The 16,541-nt window shown below is 57.6% G+C and carries 19 protein-coding genes; all 19 read left to right on the forward strand.

The window, feature by feature from the left end; genetic code table 11:
- Positions 1 to 111 precede the first annotated feature (111 nt).
- The 19 genes from MTP43_RS07350 to MTP43_RS07440 all read left to right on the forward strand — a co-directional run bounded on the left by MTP43_RS07350 (position 112) and on the right by MTP43_RS07440 (position 16,530).
- Positions 112 to 1,629, forward strand: a complete 1,518-nt coding sequence (locus MTP43_RS07350) for a DUF3794 domain-containing protein (RefSeq protein ID WP_097786285.1) — start codon at positions 112 to 114, stop codon at positions 1,627 to 1,629.
- A 410-nt stretch (positions 1,630 to 2,039) separates the two neighbouring features.
- Positions 2,040 to 4,055 carry an NAD-dependent DNA ligase LigA gene (gene ligA, locus MTP43_RS07355; RefSeq protein WP_112120742.1) on the forward strand — a complete coding sequence of 672 codons (2,016 nt, stop codon included), beginning with the start codon at positions 2,040 to 2,042 and terminating at the stop codon, positions 4,053 to 4,055.
- A 156-nt stretch (positions 4,056 to 4,211) separates the two neighbouring features.
- Entirely contained in the window at positions 4,212 to 5,102 is an 891-nt protein-coding gene (locus MTP43_RS07360; RefSeq protein WP_238057062.1) for an ATPase, T2SS/T4P/T4SS family, read from the forward strand.
- Complete coding sequence (locus MTP43_RS07365; RefSeq protein ID WP_015538486.1) at positions 5,099 to 5,563, forward strand: hypothetical protein; 465 nt, start codon at positions 5,099 to 5,101, stop codon at positions 5,561 to 5,563. The genes MTP43_RS07360 and MTP43_RS07365 overlap by 4 nt, the downstream gene beginning before the upstream one ends.
- Before the next feature lie 27 nt (positions 5,564 to 5,590).
- Complete coding sequence (gene spoIIIAC, locus MTP43_RS07370) at positions 5,591 to 5,785, forward strand: stage III sporulation protein AC (RefSeq protein ID WP_005925971.1); 195 nt, start codon at positions 5,591 to 5,593, stop codon at positions 5,783 to 5,785.
- The gene (locus MTP43_RS07375; RefSeq protein WP_097783932.1) at positions 5,782 to 6,165 is read left to right on the forward strand and encodes a SpoIIIAC/SpoIIIAD family protein; all 384 of its coding nucleotides are present in this window, start codon (positions 5,782 to 5,784) and stop codon (positions 6,163 to 6,165) included. Before spoIIIAC ends, MTP43_RS07375 begins: the two co-directional genes overlap by 4 nt.
- Positions 6,162 to 7,220 (forward strand): stage III sporulation protein AE, encoded by a 1,059-nt coding sequence (locus MTP43_RS07380; RefSeq protein WP_015538487.1) that lies wholly within the window; start codon positions 6,162 to 6,164, stop codon positions 7,218 to 7,220. Before MTP43_RS07375 ends, MTP43_RS07380 begins: the two co-directional genes overlap by 4 nt.
- 216 nt (positions 7,221 to 7,436) lie before the next feature.
- A complete protein-coding gene (locus MTP43_RS07385; protein ID WP_223474343.1) occupies positions 7,437 to 7,703 on the forward strand; it encodes a hypothetical protein in 267 nt (88 codons plus the stop codon).
- Positions 7,700 to 8,212 (forward strand): stage III sporulation protein AG, encoded by a 513-nt coding sequence (locus MTP43_RS07390; protein ID WP_097783933.1) that lies wholly within the window; start codon positions 7,700 to 7,702, stop codon positions 8,210 to 8,212. Before MTP43_RS07385 ends, MTP43_RS07390 begins: the two co-directional genes overlap by 4 nt.
- 59 nt (positions 8,213 to 8,271) lie before the next feature.
- A complete protein-coding gene (locus MTP43_RS07395) occupies positions 8,272 to 8,895 on the forward strand; it encodes a SpoIIIAH-like family protein (RefSeq protein ID WP_015538489.1) in 624 nt (207 codons plus the stop codon).
- Positions 8,896 to 9,169: 274 nt separating this feature from the next.
- On the forward strand, positions 9,170 to 9,544 hold the full coding sequence (locus tag MTP43_RS07400) for an Asp23/Gls24 family envelope stress response protein (RefSeq protein WP_005925945.1): 375 nt from the start codon (positions 9,170 to 9,172) through the stop codon (positions 9,542 to 9,544).
- An 83-nt stretch (positions 9,545 to 9,627) separates the two neighbouring features.
- Complete coding sequence (nusB, locus tag MTP43_RS07405; RefSeq protein WP_005925942.1) at positions 9,628 to 10,074, forward strand: transcription antitermination factor NusB; 447 nt, start codon at positions 9,628 to 9,630, stop codon at positions 10,072 to 10,074.
- 95 nt (positions 10,075 to 10,169) lie between these two features.
- Positions 10,170 to 11,012: a glycoprotease gene (locus tag MTP43_RS07410; RefSeq protein WP_223451564.1), complete on the forward strand. Its 843-nt coding sequence runs from the start codon at positions 10,170 to 10,172 to the stop codon at positions 11,010 to 11,012.
- Positions 11,000 to 12,223, forward strand: coding sequence for an exodeoxyribonuclease VII large subunit (xseA, locus tag MTP43_RS07415; protein WP_005925936.1), 1,224 nt, complete (start codon positions 11,000 to 11,002; stop codon positions 12,221 to 12,223). The genes MTP43_RS07410 and xseA overlap by 13 nt, the downstream gene beginning before the upstream one ends.
- Positions 12,201 to 12,431, forward strand: a complete 231-nt coding sequence (gene xseB / locus MTP43_RS07420; RefSeq protein WP_223451562.1) for an exodeoxyribonuclease VII small subunit — start codon at positions 12,201 to 12,203, stop codon at positions 12,429 to 12,431. The genes xseA and xseB overlap by 23 nt, the downstream gene beginning before the upstream one ends.
- Positions 12,431 to 13,312: a polyprenyl synthetase family protein gene (locus MTP43_RS07425; protein WP_005925931.1), complete on the forward strand. Its 882-nt coding sequence runs from the start codon at positions 12,431 to 12,433 to the stop codon at positions 13,310 to 13,312. The genes xseB and MTP43_RS07425 overlap by 1 nt, the downstream gene beginning before the upstream one ends.
- Before the next feature lie 18 nt (positions 13,313 to 13,330).
- Entirely contained in the window at positions 13,331 to 13,798 is a 468-nt protein-coding gene (locus MTP43_RS07430) for a divergent PAP2 family protein (RefSeq protein ID WP_015538490.1), read from the forward strand.
- Between the two features lie 48 nt (positions 13,799 to 13,846).
- Entirely contained in the window at positions 13,847 to 15,730 is a 1,884-nt protein-coding gene (gene dxs / locus MTP43_RS07435; RefSeq protein ID WP_015538491.1) for a 1-deoxy-D-xylulose-5-phosphate synthase, read from the forward strand.
- Positions 15,727 to 16,530: a TlyA family RNA methyltransferase gene (locus MTP43_RS07440; protein WP_097783934.1), complete on the forward strand. Its 804-nt coding sequence runs from the start codon at positions 15,727 to 15,729 to the stop codon at positions 16,528 to 16,530. The genes dxs and MTP43_RS07440 overlap by 4 nt, the downstream gene beginning before the upstream one ends.
- Positions 16,531 to 16,541: the final 11 nt, after the last annotated feature.

The raw sequence follows: 16,541 nt of genomic DNA on the forward strand, positions 1-16,541 counted from the left end.
AGGCCGGTGTGTGGCAAAGCTGCTGCACACCGGCCTTTTACTGCCGGCATACCGTCGCCTGCTGCCGCATACACTCTTACGGAAACGGACAGGGAAAGGAGCACACTGCACATGGAACTGAAGATATTCCGGGACACGCTGCCGCAAGGCGGGGCAGGCTGTACCGTAAAAGCAGAACTTCCGCTGGAGACCGATATCCGTATCTCGGATGACCTGCCGCCGGTGGGTAAGCTGGTCAAGTGCTTTGTCCGCCCGGTTGTTCTGCAGCGGCAGTTGCAACCGGGCAGACTTACCTTAGAGGGCTATCTGCGCTGCACGGTGTTTTACCAGAGCGAAGCAGAAAAAGACCTGTGCCAGACCGAGCAAAAGCTGCCCTTCACCCGGCAGCTGGAACTGCCGGAGCTTACCTTTACGGCATGGACAGCCGTGGTGGAAGGGCAGACGGAGTACCTCAACACCCGCGCGGCAGACCCGCGCCGTATCGAGGTGCGGGGCGCCTATGGGCTGGTGGTCACGGTGCATACCCAGTGCAAGACCGAGGTGATCACCGCACTGGCAGATGGCGGCATCGAGCAGCAGCTGCGTACATTGCAAGGCGTGCGCAGTGTAGCTGTGCTGGATAAGCTTGTTACCTTAGAGGGAGAGCTTGTCTTTGCAAAGCCCCCCGCGGCTGTACTGGATATTACCGGCAACGCCTGTGTGGCAGAGGTAAAGCTGCTTGCCGGTAAAGCTGTTGTCAAGGGGGAACTGCGGGTGCAGTGTGCATGGCGGGCAGAAGGGGACACTGCCCTGCAAAGTCAGGCGGCGGCACTGCCCTTCCAGCAGGTAATAGATTTAGAGGGCATCACCGAGGACTGCCACTGCCTGTGTGTGGCAGAGCCGGTGGGCTTTACCCTGTCGCAGGCAGAAAGCGCCGCCGCCCAGCTGACGGCAAATGTCATGCTGCACCTGCGGGCATGGCGCAGCTATCAGCTGCAAGTGGCAGTGGATGCTTTTTCCACCCGGTTTGAAACGGAACTCACACCGCAGCCACTCGTCACAGAGCAGTTGCTCTGCACCCTGAACGATACCGCCACCGCCACAGGCTCCGGACCTCTTCCGGATGCAGGGGCGCAGCTGCGGGCCTGTTTTGTGCACTACGGCCCCCAACAGACCGTCCAAAAAGGGGAGGGCTGGGTGCTTGCCGCCAAAGCAGTGGTAACTGCCCTTGCAGAGAACACCCTCGGCGAGCTGGAAAGCTACGAAAAAACCTTGGAGGTCGCTGTCCCGCTGCCCATCACGTCGCCGGAGGGAACAGTGCTTGTGTCGGAATGCTGGTTGAGCACTGAGAACGTGCAATGTACCTGTGCGGGCGGTACGCTGGAGGCTACTATCACAGTGCGGGCAGAGGGCACGATTTTAGGCTGCACCACCAGCCCGGTCATCGGCAGCATCACCCTTGGCGACCCGCTGCCCGATACCGACCCCGAGATTGCTCTGCGTATCTACTACGCACAGGCCGGAGAGGAGGTGTTTGCAGTGGCCCGGCGGTTCCATGTAGCCCCGGCGCAGATTCTTGCGGCGAATCAGCTGGAGGAGGAACTTGCCTGTCTGCCGCAGGCACAGCGGTTGCTGATCCCGGTCACCTGAGCTGCAAACTTAACTGTACCCCTTTCCCGGATGGCACAAGCTGCCGCACCGGGGAGGGGCTTTTTTGTTCGTACTGCGTAGAAAACACAACGCAAAGAATTACTGATTAAGCCGGCAAAGGAAATTGAAAAACAGAACGAATCAACGTTATAAAATATAATGAGTATACGTTTAGTATCTTGCGCTAGTGATTAAAAATCAACATTTGATGTGTACTGATATCGATTTCAACGTACGAGAGCACTTTAAAAATACGATTTGTATTTAGCGCTTTGCAGACCATCCATGGATGTGGTATACTAAGGAAGATACAAATGCAAACGACTACCGCTCGGCTGCTGTGTCCGGTGTACAGCACTGTTTCTGCCGGGAAAGCAGCACGGCGGGCGGCAAAATGATATCGCGGGAGAGTGGAATATTTGGAACTGGAACAGGCAAAAAAGCGTGTGAAAGAACTGCGCGCAATTATTGAGAAAAACAACCGGCTTTACTACGATCAGGATGCGCCGGAGCTGGAGGATTTTGAATACGATGCCCTGACGCGGGAGTTGAAGGAACTGGAAGCACGATTTCCCCAGCTGGTCACAGCGACATCGCCCACCCAGAAGGTGGGTGGCACCGCCAGCAGCAAGCTGCCCAAGGTGACCCATGCCGTCAAGATGGAAAGTCTGCTGGATGCGTTTTCCTTTGACGAGCTGCGGGACTTTGACCGCCGCGTACGCGAGGCCGGAGTAGAGCCGGAGTATGTCGTGGAGATCAAGATCGATGGCCTTTCCTGCAGCTTGGAGTATGAGAATGGACAGCTTGTCCGCGCCTCCACCCGCGGTGACGGCGTGGTGGGTGAGGACGTCACCGCAAATGTGCGCGCCATCCGCAGCATCCCTAAGACCCTTAAAGATGCACCGGAGTTTCTGGAGGTGCGCGGCGAGGTGTATATGCCACACAAGGCCTTTCAGCACCTGTGCGCCGAGCAGGAATTGCAGGGTGCAGCACCCTTTAAAAACCCCCGCAACGCAGCAGCCGGTTCTTTGCGGCAGAAGGACGCCCGCATCACCGGCAGCCGGGGGCTTTCTATCTTTGTGTTCAATGTGCAGCAGATCCGGGGCAAGACCCTGACCAAGCACTCCGAAAGTCTGGATTACCTCAAGAGCCTTGGCCTGCCGGTATCGCCGCGCTACCATGTAGTGCGTGATATCGAGGACGCCATTGCCGAAATCGAGAACATCGGCCAGAACCGTGCAAAGCTGGATTTTGACATGGACGGTGCCGTTATCAAGGTGAACGATTTTGCGCAGCGGGAGCTGATGGGTTCCACCAACAAATTCCCGCGCTGGGCCATCGCCTTCAAATACCCGCCGGAGGTCAAGGAGACCACCCTGCGCAGCATCGAGGTGGCTGTGGGGCGCACCGGCGTGCTTACCCCCACCGCCTGCTTTGACCCGGTGTTTCTGGCAGGTACTACGGTAGCCCGCGCCACCCTCCACAACGAGGACTTCATCCGGCAGTTCGGGCTGTGCATCGGGGACACCATTCAGGTGCGCAAGGCGGGCGATATCATCCCGGAGGTCATCGGGGTCACCCATCATGCAGAGGGAGCTGAACCCTACACTATGCCCACGGTCTGTCCCTCCTGCGGTGCGCCGGTAGTGCATCTGGAGGACGAGGCTGCCCTGCGCTGCGTGAACCCGGAGTGTCCGGCACAAGCACTGCGCAATATCATCCATTTTGCCTCCCGGGATGCCATGGACATCGAAGGTCTGGGCGAGGCAGTAGCCACCCAATTGGTGGAAAAGGAACTGGTGCATTCCGCAGCAGATATCTACACGCTGACCCGGGAACAACTGCTGGAGCTGGACAAATTCAAGGAGAAAAGCGCGGACAATCTGCTGCAAGCTATTACCGCCTCCAAGCAGAACAATCTGGATAAACTTTTGTTCGGCTTTGGCATCCGCAACATCGGCGATAAGGCAGCCGCGCTGCTGGCAGAACATTTCGGCACACTGCAGGCCATCCGGGAAGCCACCGCTGAGCAGATCAGCGAAATCGACGGCTTTGGCGGCGTGATGGCGCAGAGTGTGGTGGAGTTCTTTGCCAAGGAAGGCACCACCGATCTGGTGCATCGCCTTGCAGATGCCGGGGTCAATATGCAGTGGAAGGGCGAGCCGAAGGGAGATAAACTGGCGGGCAAAACGCTGGTGGTCACCGGTACGCTGGAGACCCTCTCCCGCAACGAAGCCGAGGCGCTGATCGTGAAAAACGGCGGCAAAGCCAGTGGCTCGGTCTCCAAAAAAACGGCCTATGTGGTGGCCGGTGCAGCGGCTGGCTCCAAGCTGACCAAGGCACAGGCGCTGGGCGTGCCGGTGCTGACCGAGCAGGAATTTCTTGCTATGCTGCAGGATGCTCCGGCAGAACAGGAAACGACTTAAAGCGCCCTTTTAAATGCCGGAATACAAGTAATTTCAAAAGCTTCTGCAATGCTGTTGCAGAGGCTTTTTTGTTTGCCCGTTCCCGGTTCCCGGTTCTAATGACGCACAAAGCGCATACAATGCTAGCACAAAGCTTTCGTGGAAGGAGAAACCAAAGTGGACGAGTATTATCAGGCTGTCAGAGCCCTTCCCGCTTGGCTTGCATCGCTGCTGGCACAGCTGCCCGTACAAACGGCAGTGCGCATACAGGAGCTGCGGCTGCGCACTGGCTGTGCGGTCACATTTACCGTACAGGGGCGGCAATGCTCTGCTTCGGCACTGCCGGGCTGCCCTCCAAAGCTGGCTGCAATAAGGCTGAATGCACTGCAAATAGAAGAGATATTTCACACCCTTTGCAATGGCTCGGTGCACACCCACGAAAGGGAGCTTGCTGAGGGCTACCTGACCACTGCTGTCGGCAACCGCGTGGGCGTGGCGGGGCAGTTCGTACAGCGGGAAGGGCAGTGCATCGCTCTGCAAAAGGTCACTTCGCTCAACCTGCGGATCGCACGCAGTTGTGTTATCCCTTTGCCGCCCGCGCTGGACAAGCTGCTGGAACAGCACTTTACCGGGCTGCTGGTGGTGGGAGAGCCCGGCAGCGGCAAGACCACCCTGTTGCGCACTATCGCCCGGACGCTGGCCGAGAGGCAGCGTCTGGTGGCAGTGATAGACGAGCGGGGCGAGCTTTTCCCGCCGGAAGGGCCGCTTCCGCCGCTGGAGCGCATTGGCGGGGTGGATAAAGCCCGCGCCGTCCAGATGGCGTTGCGCACGCTGGCACCACAGGTGATCCTGCTGGACGAGTTGGGCAGTCTGGAGGAAACGATGGCACTGGAGCAGGGCTTTTTCAGCGGGGTGGATTTTATTGCCAGTATCCACGCGCCGGATGCTGCACAGGCGCAGTGCCGCCCGCAGGTGCAGGCTTTGTTGCAGCGCGGGATGCTGCGGCGGCTGGTCATCCTTGCCGGGCGGAAGACACCGGGTTGCATCCGGGAAGTGTGCGCCGTATGAGCAGCTTTCTGCACGGGCTTGGCCTGCTTTTGCTCCCGCTGTGCGGCTGGCTGGCGGGGGATGCGGTACAGGCTCAGACAACCCTGCATCTTGCTGCCTTGCAGGGCACCATCACGTTATTACAGCGCATCCGGCAGGAGATACAGTACCGCCGGGCAGACCTGCAAAGCCTCTACCGGCAGCTTTGCCGCGAGGGCCTTTTGCCACAAAATCCCGGCGGTACATTGCAGCAGTTGCCTGCACCGTGGCAGCTTTCAGCAGAGGAGCGTGCCTGCTTTGCAGAGTGCTTTAGCGGAATCGGCCGCGCAGAGACCGCACAGGAATGCGAGCGGCTGGGTTACTATACGGCGCGGTTTGAGGACTATTTACAGCAGGCACGCCGCACAGCACAGCGGCAGGCCGGTTTGCCGCACCGTCTGGGGTTGGCTGGCGGTATGATGCTGGCGCTGCTCTTTTGGTAAAAGCTGTACAGAACAAAGGAGAAACGGATGGATATCGAACTTGTGTTCAAAATTGCGGCCATCGGCATCATCGTGGCAGTACTCAATCAGCTGCTCATCCGCTCCGGGCGGGAGGATCAGGCCATGATGACCACATTGGCGGGGCTTGTGGTAGTGCTTTCCATTCTCGTCAAGCAGATCAGCACCCTGTTTGCCACCATCCGGTCTCTGTTCGCGCTATGAGCGCAGCAGTTCCGGTGCTGACTGCGCTGCTGCTGATGGCCTTTGCGGGAGTTCTATTGCAGCGGTATTCCCCGGCATTTGCGTTGCTGCTTTCGCTGGGTGCTGCGGTGTGGCTGCTGCTCCGTCTGGCACAGCCGCTGCGCGGGGTACTGCAAGCAATGGTACAGCTGGGGCAGCGCACCAATGCGCAAGCCTTTTCCTGCCTTTTGCGCAGCGCGGGCATCCTGTTGCTGGCAGATTACGTCCGCACCCTCTGCGAGGAAGCAGGAGCAGGTACTCTTGCATGGTGCGCCGGGCTGGCGGGGCGGTGTCTCGTACTGGCAGCAGTATGGCCGCTGCTGGAACAGATATTCCAGACGATCTGGGGGTTGGCAGGATGAAAAAATGCGGCCTTATCATTTGCATGGCAACGCTGGGTTTTCTGTGCAGCAAAACCGCTCTGAAAGCTGCGGCAGCAGAAGCCACACCGTGGCAAACCTATCTCGACAAGGCACCTGTACAGGCCGAGCAGTTTGCGGCAGACCCGCTTGGCACCCTTGTGCGTTTGTTTGCCGCCGAACCGGTGCAATTGCTGCGGGATACGATGCAACAATATGCCGATGTTCTGCTGTTTTTGTCGCTGGCAGCTGGACTTGCATTTCTCTTGCAGGACACTGCCGACAGAGCACTGCTGGAGCTGGCGGCTGCCGGCGGCTGCGGCGTTCTATTGTGGCAGGAGCTGGACAAGCTTGCCGCTGCCCTGTGCACCCGGATGGCCGGGTGGAAAAGTTATCTGCTGGGCTTTTTGCCGGTATACAGCGGCGTGTTGGCAGCTGGCGGTGAATGGAACGCCGGAGCGGCTGCAAACGGCTTTCTGCTCACGGTGCTGTGTTTTATCGCACAGGCGGTCACCCTCTGGCTGCAGCCGCTGCTGCGCAGCTACCTTGCCATCAGCATGGCCTGCGGCATCAGTTCCCGCAAAAGTCTGTTCGAGGGCTGCACTCTGACCGGGCGGCTGCTGCGGCAGGCCATCGGCTGGGCAGGCAAAGCGTTCGCCGCTCTGATGAGCATTCAGCGCGTAGTCACGGTGCAGCTGGATCGTTCAGCCTCCCGTCTGGGACAGCTGCTGACCGGCAGTGTGCCCATTGTAGGGCAGGCGCTGAGCAACGCGGCAGATGCAGTGCTGGCCGGGATGCAGTTGCTCAAAAGCACCCTTGGCATTGCCGCATTGCTCAGCATTGGAGCAGAATTTGCGCCCTTGTATCTCGGGCTGCTGATACATCTGCTTTTTCTGTCCTGCTGCGGCTGGCTTGCCGGGATCGGCGGGCTGGAGTATTGCCATAAGCTGCTGCAATGCTTTGCCGAAGCCGTGCGCTGCATGGCGGCTGTTACGGCCTTGTTTTTTATGTTGTTTGTGGTGGGCATCGCACTGCTGATGCTGACAGGGGGTGGTTAGATGCAGGCATTTCAGCGGGCCGCGGCAGTATTCTGCATGGCGTGCATCGGGGCGGAGCTGGTCAGTTTTTTTGCTGGGCAAAGCTGGGCAGGCCGGTGCATAAAAGCCGCAGCCGGGTTATATATTTTAGCAGTCCTTCTTGCGCAGCTGCCACGGCTGCCGGGCAAGGTTTTGACCGCTTTTTCAGGGAGCACAGCCCCGGCGGTCCTGTCTGCGATGCAGTCGGATACATTGGAAACGGATATCCTGACCGAGACAGAGACCCGGTTGGCGGAGTACTGTACCGCACAGTGCCGCCAGCAGTTCGGGCTTGATGCCAGCGTGACGGTCACGCTGGAAAAAGCCGGGCAGCAGGTCGTGGTAAAAAAGGTTGTTGCTGCCTTCCCGGCGGGCTGTACCGCCGCCCAAAAGCAGGCAGCGCTTAGCTTTTTGCAGCAGACACTGGGCACCGCTCCCACGGCAGCGGAGGGGAGCACACCGTGAAGAAGAATGAATTGCTTTCCGCTTTACGCTCTTTGCAAAACAACAAAAACCGCACCGCGCTGGCGGTGACGGTCGGCGTGATGGCAATGTTGCTGCTTTTGCTGTCGGAACTTTTACCCAGCGGCAACACGCAGAAAACCGCGGCATCTACTGTCCGGACTGCTGCCGTCAGCCAGTACCAGACCCAACTGGAGCAGCAGCTGGAAGAGCTTATCAGCCAATTGCAGGGGGCAGGACGCACCACGGTCATGGTCACCCTGACCACCGGAGAGGAGACTATCTATGCAGTAGATACCCAGACCGGAGATCTGCAACAGCAGGAGAAGCACGTTCTTTTACAGGATGGGTCTGCGCTGGCCGAGACTACCTATCTGCCGCAGGTCTGCGGGGTTGCCGTGCTGTGTGAGGGCGGGGGAGATGTCCGGGTTGCAGCCCGCATTACTGAGCTGCTGCATTCGCTGTTGGATCTGCCCGCGAACCGCATCTGCGTGGAGCAACGCAAGTGCTGAGCTGCTGCTTTGATCGAGTACCAAAACTATTTACCCAAAAACAAAGGAGGAAGCGTTTTATGAGAGCACTTTCCAGAAACACCCGCAGGGTCACCGCCCTGACACTGGCGGCGGCGCTGGTCATTGCCGTCTACTTAAACTGGCAGTATGCCCGGGCAGACATTACTCCGCAGACAGAGGACGACACCCTCATGGTCTCGGCAGAGCCAGTGGAGGCAGAAGCGGAGACTGCCATCACGGATGCGCTGCCCACAGAGGCGGAGGCCGCCTCCGGTGTCAATAAAAATTATGGCGAAGCACAGCTTGTCAGCGTAGCAAACGACAGCGGCACCCGCTTTTTTGAACAGGCTCGGCTCAAGCGGGAAAAGGCACACGACGAAGCGATGGATACCCTGCAAAAGAGCCTGAAGTCCTCCTCCCTGACAGCGGAGGAGAAAAAGGAGTACACCGCACAAATGGCGGCAGGGCTGGAGGATCTGAACGCAGAAAACGAGATCGAAACGCTGGTGCGCGCCAAGGGCTTTGCGGATTGCCTGTGCTTTTTGCAAGCAGGGCGGGCAGACCTGACCGTGATGACAGCGGGTGAGCCGCTCACGGCGGCGCAGGTGGCACAGATCCGGGATGTGGTGATGAACAAAAGCAGCGTGACCGCCCAGAATATCACGGTGGTGGAGGTAAAGTAAGCACTCTTTATCTATGCGGATATCCCGGCGGCGCAGGCGCAGCTTTTCTTGCAGGCAGAAAGCCGTATGCGCTGCCGGGATGCCATTCTATGCTGATTTCCATCTTCTTTTCCAAACAAGTATTGAAATTACCCCCGCATTGATGGTATAATAACTCTATCAAAAATGAATGCTGCGCGCCTTTATGCACTGTACAAGGGCGCGTTTGAACACAAAAGGCAGGCACGGCAGACCGGTTTCAGGGTTTTGAAACCGCTGCAGGAGCAGCCTTTGGATGGAGGACAGCACAATGGATTTACAGAACATGGATCTTCAGGGCGGCAGCCTTCAGATTTCGACCGAGGTCGTGGGTAAGATTGCCCGCTGCGCCGCACTGGAAGTGGACGGCGTTGCCGAGGTGTCCTGCGGCGTGCAGAATAAAAAGCTGAAAAGCCTGCTGGAATCTGCCAGTATCCAGCCGCCTGTGGTGGTTGAGATGCGGGACGGCACGGCCAGCATCACTCTGCACCTGATGATGCAGTTCGGCGCACGGATTCCCTCTGTGGCTGAAAAAGTACAGGAGAACGTCAAGTCTGCCGTGCAGAACATGACCAATGTGACGGTTAGCCGCGTGGATCTGGTCATTGCAGGCCTTGCCGAAGCGCAGTAACAAATTCAGCAAAAAATCATATCAGAAACGATCCTCCTCCCGGTACGCCCGGCGGGGAGGGTTTGTATTGCGAAAGGAACATTATGGAAAACATTCTGCCCCGTAGAGAAGCCCGTGAAAACGCCTTTTTGCTGGCATTTTCGCAGACCTTTGGTGACATTCCTCTGGCCGAGGCACTGTCCAACCACGCTGAGAACGACGAGGAGCATCCCGTGGACGCCTTCAGCCGTCTGTTGCTGAACGCCTACTACGATCATTCCGCAGAGGTGGATGACGAGATCCGCTCCCATCTGCGCAACTGGACTATGGAGCGTCTGCCCCGCGTCAGCCTGACTGTGCTGCGTCTGGCCGTGGCCGAGATGCTGTTCGGCGGCGAGAACAAGCCCGGCGTTGCCATCAATGAGGCTGTGGAGCTGACCAAGAAGTACGGCGCGGGCGAGGACTACCAATTTGTGAATGGCCTGCTGGGTGCTGTGGCACGCGACCACGGCCTGAGTGATGAAGCCGTCGCGGAGTCGGCTGAACAGTGAGCCGTTATACGCTCGGGGTCGATACAAGCAACTATGCAACCTCTCTGGCAGTTTTTGATACAGCCGGGGAGGTTGTTTGTGCAAAAAAGCGCTTTTTGCCGGTAAAAGCCGGGCAGCTTGGTCTCCGGCAAAGCGATGCACTGTTCCATCATACAGCAGCTCTGCCGGAGATGCTGCAGGAGCTGGCGCAGGAATTCGACCTGACAAAAATAGATGCCGTAGGTGTTTCGCAAAAGCCGCGCCCGGTAGAGGGCAGCTATATGCCCTGTTTTCTGGCTGGTGTCAGTGCGGCGACCGCCTTTGCGGCGGCACGGGACATTCCGCTGATCCACACTACCCATCAGCAGGGTCACGCTGCTGCGGCGCTGTATGCCGCAAAGGGTGAGGCACTGTTCTCCCAGAAGGTGCTTTTGTTCCATATCTCCGGCGGCACCACGGATCTTTTACTGTGCGATCAGGTGCGTGCTATCACCACCCTTGGCACCAGTACCGATCTGTACGCCGGTCAGGCGGTGGACCGCGTGGGCGTGCGGCTGGGCTTTGGCTTCCCCGCAGGGGCAGAGGTCTCCCGCCTTGCTGCGCAGTGCGCCGAGGATATCCGGCCTAAGTCCAGCGTAAAGGGGCTGCAATGCAGCCTTTCTGGGCTGGAAAATCAGTGTAACGCCCTGCTTGCGGCCGGAAAAGCACCGGAATACGTTTGCAAGTACTGCTTGCTCTGCGTGGCAGATACCGTTGTCCGCATGACAAAGGCTGCACAGAAGGAATACCCCGGTCTGCCGGTGGTCTGCGCCGGTGGTGTGATGAGCAGCGATATCATCCGCACATGGGTGCAGCAGCGTTTGCCGCAGGTCTATTTTGTGCCAGGGCAGTATTCAAGTGATAATGCCATCGGCGTATCCATTCTTGCTGCGCGGGAGGCCGGTCTATGGCTGATGTGATCTCGGTATCCGATCTGAATCATTATGTCAAAACGCTGCTGGATGTCAACGATGGGTTGTTCGATCTGGCCCTGCGGGGTGAGATCGCAAATTTTGTGCAGAACGCCCGCAGCGGGCACTGCTACTTTTCTCTGCGGGACGATGCCTGCAGCGTAAAGGCGGTGATGTTCCGCACCGATGCCCGCCGTCTGGCGTTTCGCCCGGAGGAGGGGATGCGGGTCGTGGTACGCTGCCGCGCTACCCTCTACGAGCGGGACGGTGCGTTTCAGGTCTATGTAAACGAGATGTTTCCGGATGGTCTGGGCGCGGCACAGCTTGCGCTGGAGCAGCTGAAGGCCCGGTTGGAAAAGGAAGGCCTGTTTGACCCGGTATACAAAAAGCCGCTGCCTGCATACCCCGAATGTATTGGTGTCGTCACCAGCAAAACCGGAGCGGCGCTGCAGGATATCCGCAACGTGATCAGCCGCCGCTGGCCGTCCGTTCGGCTGCTGCTGTGCCCGGTAACGGTGCAGGGCTTTGAGGCTGCCCGGCAGATCGCCGCAGCCATCCGCACGCTGGATCAGAGCGGGAAGGTGGACGAGATTATCGTAGCCCGGGGCGGCGGCAGCAGGGAAGACCTGTGGGTGTTCAACGCTGAGGAGATCGCCCGGGCGGCATTTCGCTGCAAAACGCCACTGATCAGTGCCATCGGGCACGAGATCGACTACACCATTCTGGACTTTGTAGCCGACCAGCGTGCTCCCACACCGTCCGCTGCCGCAGAGCTTGCGGTGCCGGATCGGGAGGAACAGCAGCGCATTTTTGAAAATATTGAAGAAAATATTCACAAAAATATACAAAAACGGCTTGCGTTGTGCTATAATGGTCTAGAGCAATACAACTTTTTGTTGGAGCAGAGCGCGCCGAGCAAAATCTTACAGCAGTATTCAAGCCGCCTGCAACAGGTGCAGCAGGCCATTCAGGCACAACAAAAAACGCGTATGAATGACAAAAATATGCAGTTTCAACACGCAGCTGCACTGGCTGCATCGCTGGATCCATATCGTGTGCTGGCCCGTGGCTATGCCCTTGTGACCGATACAAAAGGGAAGGTCTGCACCGTGGAGCAGCTGCAGCCGGAGCAGCCCATCTGTGTGCGCAGTCGGCAATATCAGGCACGATGCCGTGTGGAAACGGTGGAGGAGATCAATGAGAGCACCCAAAAGCTTTGAAGAAGGAATGGATCGGCTGAACACGATCCTTGCACAGATGCAGCAGGAGGACACCTCGCTGGCAGATTCCGTCAAGCTGTATGCGGAAGCTGCCTCCCTGATGCAGTACTGCCATGCAACGTTGGAAAAGACGTCGTTGCAGATCGAGGAAATCAATGCAAAGATTGCCGAGACCGTGGACACCCCGCAGGAGCAGGAGGAAGAATAATGGAATATAAGGCGCAATATCAGGAATATCTGCTGCAGGCTACGGCTGCGCTGGATGCTGCCAGCGCCCGTTTTCTGCCCGAGGAATCGGAAGTATGCAGAGCTGCCCGTTACAGCTTGCTGGGCGGTGGAAAGCGCATCCGCGCGATTCTGACGCTCAGTGTCTGCGATATGCTGGGCGGCGAGATGCAGGTTGCCGCACAGTTCGCGGCAGCTGTGGAGATGCTGCATTGCTACTCGTTGATCCATGATGATCTGCCTTGCATGGACAACGATGATCTGCGCCGGGGACGTCCCTCTTGCCATAAGGCCTTCAGCGAGTCCACGGCAATGCTGGCCGGTGACGTGCTGCTGACCGAGGCTTTTGAGGTGATTGCAAACGCCTCCGCTACGCCGCAGATCTGCGTGGCAGCCGCCCGTGCGCTGGGCGCGGGTGCAGGCAGCCGCGGTATGGTCTACGGGCAGGAGCTGGATCTGAAATATGAAGCGCTAGCGGCCACCGAGGAGCAGCTGCGCCTCATTCACCGCAACAAGACTGGTGCACTGATCAATGCCGCCGTCCAGATGGGCGCTGCCGCAGCCGGTGCAACACCGCAGCAGTGCAAGATACTGGCCTCCTACGCATACGGGCTGGGGTTGGTGTTCCAGATCGTGGACGATGTGCTGGACGTTACCAGCACCCCGGAACAGCTGGGCAAACCCATCGGCAGCGACAGCGAAAACGGCAAGACCACTTTTGTTACCCTGTATGGAACCGACGGCGCAATGGTGCTGGCGCAAAAGCTGAACGAGCAGATCTGCAATGATCTGCAGCAGCATTTTGGTGCAAAGGCAGCTTTTTTGCAGCAGCTGGCTCAGCAGCTTCTGGTGCGCAAAAACTAAAGAAAAAGGAATACAGATATGCAGTTTATTCAAAATATCTTATCAGCCAATCAGATCTTGACCGCATCGCTTCTTAGCTGGTTCATTGCACAGGTGCTAAAGACCATCATCAACTTTATTCTGCTGGGTAAGTTCCAGTTAGAGCGGATGTGGGGCGATGGTGGTATGCCCAGCGCACACAGCGCGACCGTCTGCGCCATGGCTATTGTTACCGGACGCAGCGCCGGGGTCGCCTCGCCGATTTTTGCGGTGGCCTGTGTGGTGGCTATCATCACCATGCACGATGCCATGGGCGTCCGGCACGAGACTGGTGAACAGGCAAAGGTGCTGAACCAGATGATTGCCCAGTGGATCGATGTAAGCGAGAAAAACGCTCCCTTTTTGCAGAATATGCACCTGAAGGAAATGGTCGGCCACACGCCGCTGCAAGTCGTGGCGGGCGTACTGCTCGGCTCCCTGGTAGGCTTTCTGTTCCCGGTCGTGTAAAAGGCGGCAGAGACGCCCAAAGTACAAACACATAAAGGATGTGTGAATATGGAATCGTTGTTGCTGGATAAGATCGATCAGCCCAGCGATCTTAAAAAGCTGAATGCGCAGCAGGTGGAAAAACTTTGCGCAGAGATACGGCATTTTATGCTGGAAAATATCTCCAAGACAGGTGGCCATCTGGCCTCTAATCTTGGCACCGTAGAGCTGACCGTGGCGCTGCACCGTGTGCTGGAAACGCCCAAGGATAAGATCGTTTTTGATGTGGGGCATCAGTGCTACACCCACAAACTGCTTACCGGACGCCGGAAACAGTTTGACCATTTGCGGCAGCTGGATGGCATTTCCGGCTTTCCAAATCCTCACGAAAGTGTGCACGATGCCTTTATTGCCGGACACGGCAATACGGCGCTTTCACTCGCTATTGGTATGGCTTGGGCCAAAAAGATCAAGCATGAGCCCGGGCTTGTGGTGGCGGTGATCGGCGATGGCGCTTTTACCGGCGGCATGGTGTATGAGGGGATGAACAATATCGGCGGGCTGGACAACCTGCTCGTGATCTTGAACGATAACAAGATGTCCATCTCTAAAAATGTCGGTGCACTGGCACGATATCTGACCCATCTGCGCACAACTACGGCGTATTATGATGCCAAGGATAATGTACGCAGTTTTCTGGACGGTGTGCCATTGATTGGTACGCCGATGAAAAAATCGCTGATCGGCGCAAAAACGCTGGTACGCCGCGCTATGTACCACTCCACTATGTTTGAGGATATGGGCTTTGAATACATCGGCCCGGTGGATGGCCACAACGTGGAGGAGCTGGAACGCACCTTGCGCTCGATCTACCAGCGGCCGGGTCCCCATTTTTTGCATATTGTGACCAAAAAGGGTAAAGGTTATCAGCCGGCAGAGATGAACCCAGGAAACTATCACGGTGTATCTGCTTTTGACCCGGACGGAATGCCGGACCCGGAGGTTGCGCCGAAGGAATCCTTCTCCACTGTTTTCGGCAAACTGCTGGTGCAGGAGGGAACACAAAACCCGAAGCTCTGCGCAATCACCGCTGCCATGAAGTACGGTACCGGACTGCAATTCTTTGCCCATCGTCACCCGCAGCGCTTTTTTGATGTGGGCATGGCGGAGCAGCATGCTGTCACCTTTGCGGCCGGTCTTGCCAGTCAGGGAATGCTGCCGGTGGTGTGCATCTACTCCACCTTCCTGCAGCGCTCCTATGACCAGATCATCCACGATGTCAACCTGTTGAAGGAGAATGTGGTCTTTGCCATCGACCGCGCCGGCTTTGTCCCTGCAGACGGCGAGACCCATCAGGGCATCTATGATGCAGCCTTCCTCAGCCAGATCGGCATCCCGGTCTATGCACCCTCCAATTACGAGGAACTGCAATACTGGCTGCACTATTTGCTGCAGGACACGGTCTCCGGCCCTCGAGCCATCCGCTACCCCCGCGGCGGCGAGAGTGCAAAACTGGCGCAGTATCCCTGCACAAAGCGGGAATACGACTTTTTGTATGAAACGCCCGGGGCAGAGATTCTTCTGGTCAGCTATGCGGACGAACTGGAGGACATATTGGAGGCCGCCAATCAATTGAACGCTGCATCGCAGAATGCAGACGTTCTGAGGCTTGTAAAGCTATACCCCTTTACAGATAAACTTATCGATACTGTGTCGAAATATAAAATCGTACTGTTTGCAGAAGAATGTGTTGCAGCTGGTGGTATTGGTGAACATCTGGCATATGCTTTGCAGCAAAAAGGCTGGAACGGCCGCTTTTTACACTGCGCTGTCCACACGGCCTGCCTGCCGCACGCGACTGTTCCGCAGATCAAGCAGTGCACCGGTCTGGACGCTGCGGATCTTGTGCAGGCAGTCCGGTCTGCCCTCACGAAAGGAGAAAACGAGCTGTGAAAATTCGGTTGGATCAATATCTTGTGCAGAACGGCCTTGTGCAGAGCCGGGAGCGCGCCAAGGCTCTGATCATGGCCGGTGTGGTTTTTGTCAACCAGCAAAAGGTGGACAAGGCCGGCGAGATGATCAAGGAGGACGCTGTGGTCGAGGTTCGCGGCCACGATATCGGCTATGTCAGCCGCGGCGGCTTAAAGCTGGAAAAGGCCATGAAGTGCTTCCCGCTTACCCCCAACGGCAAGGTCTGCATGGACATCGGTGCATCTACCGGCGGCTTTACCGACTGTATGCTGCAAAATGGTGCCGTGAAGGTGTATGCCGTAGATGTTGGCTACGGTCAGCTGGCATGGAGCCTGCGGACGGATGCGCGCGTGGTGAATATGGAGCGCACGAACATCCGCTATGTCACGCCGGAGGATCTTGCAGAGCCCATTGAATTTTTCAGTGTGGATGTTTCCTTTATTTCTCTGCATCACATCTTCCCGGTGGCACAGCGCATCACCACCCCGGACGCCATGGGCGTCTGTCTGGTGAAGCCGCAGTTCGAGGCAGGCCGCGAGAAGGTAGGCAAAAACGGCGTGGTGCGTGACCCTGCCGTGCATCGTGAGGTGTTGCACAATGCCATGTCTTATGCTGCGGAAAACGGCTTTGTAGTGCGCGGGTTGGATTACAGCCCGGTCAAAGGGCCGGAAGGCAATATCGAGTACCTGATGTTTGTGCAGAAGAGCGACCAGCCCGCAGTGCTGGACGACGAAGCCGCCGCACAGGTGGTGGCAGCAAGCCACACCACGCTGGATCGCTGAGACTTCAACTG

The organism is Faecalibacterium sp. IP-1-18, assembly GCF_023347355.1.
Lineage (GTDB): Bacteria > Bacillota > Clostridia > Oscillospirales > Ruminococcaceae > Faecalibacterium > Faecalibacterium prausnitzii.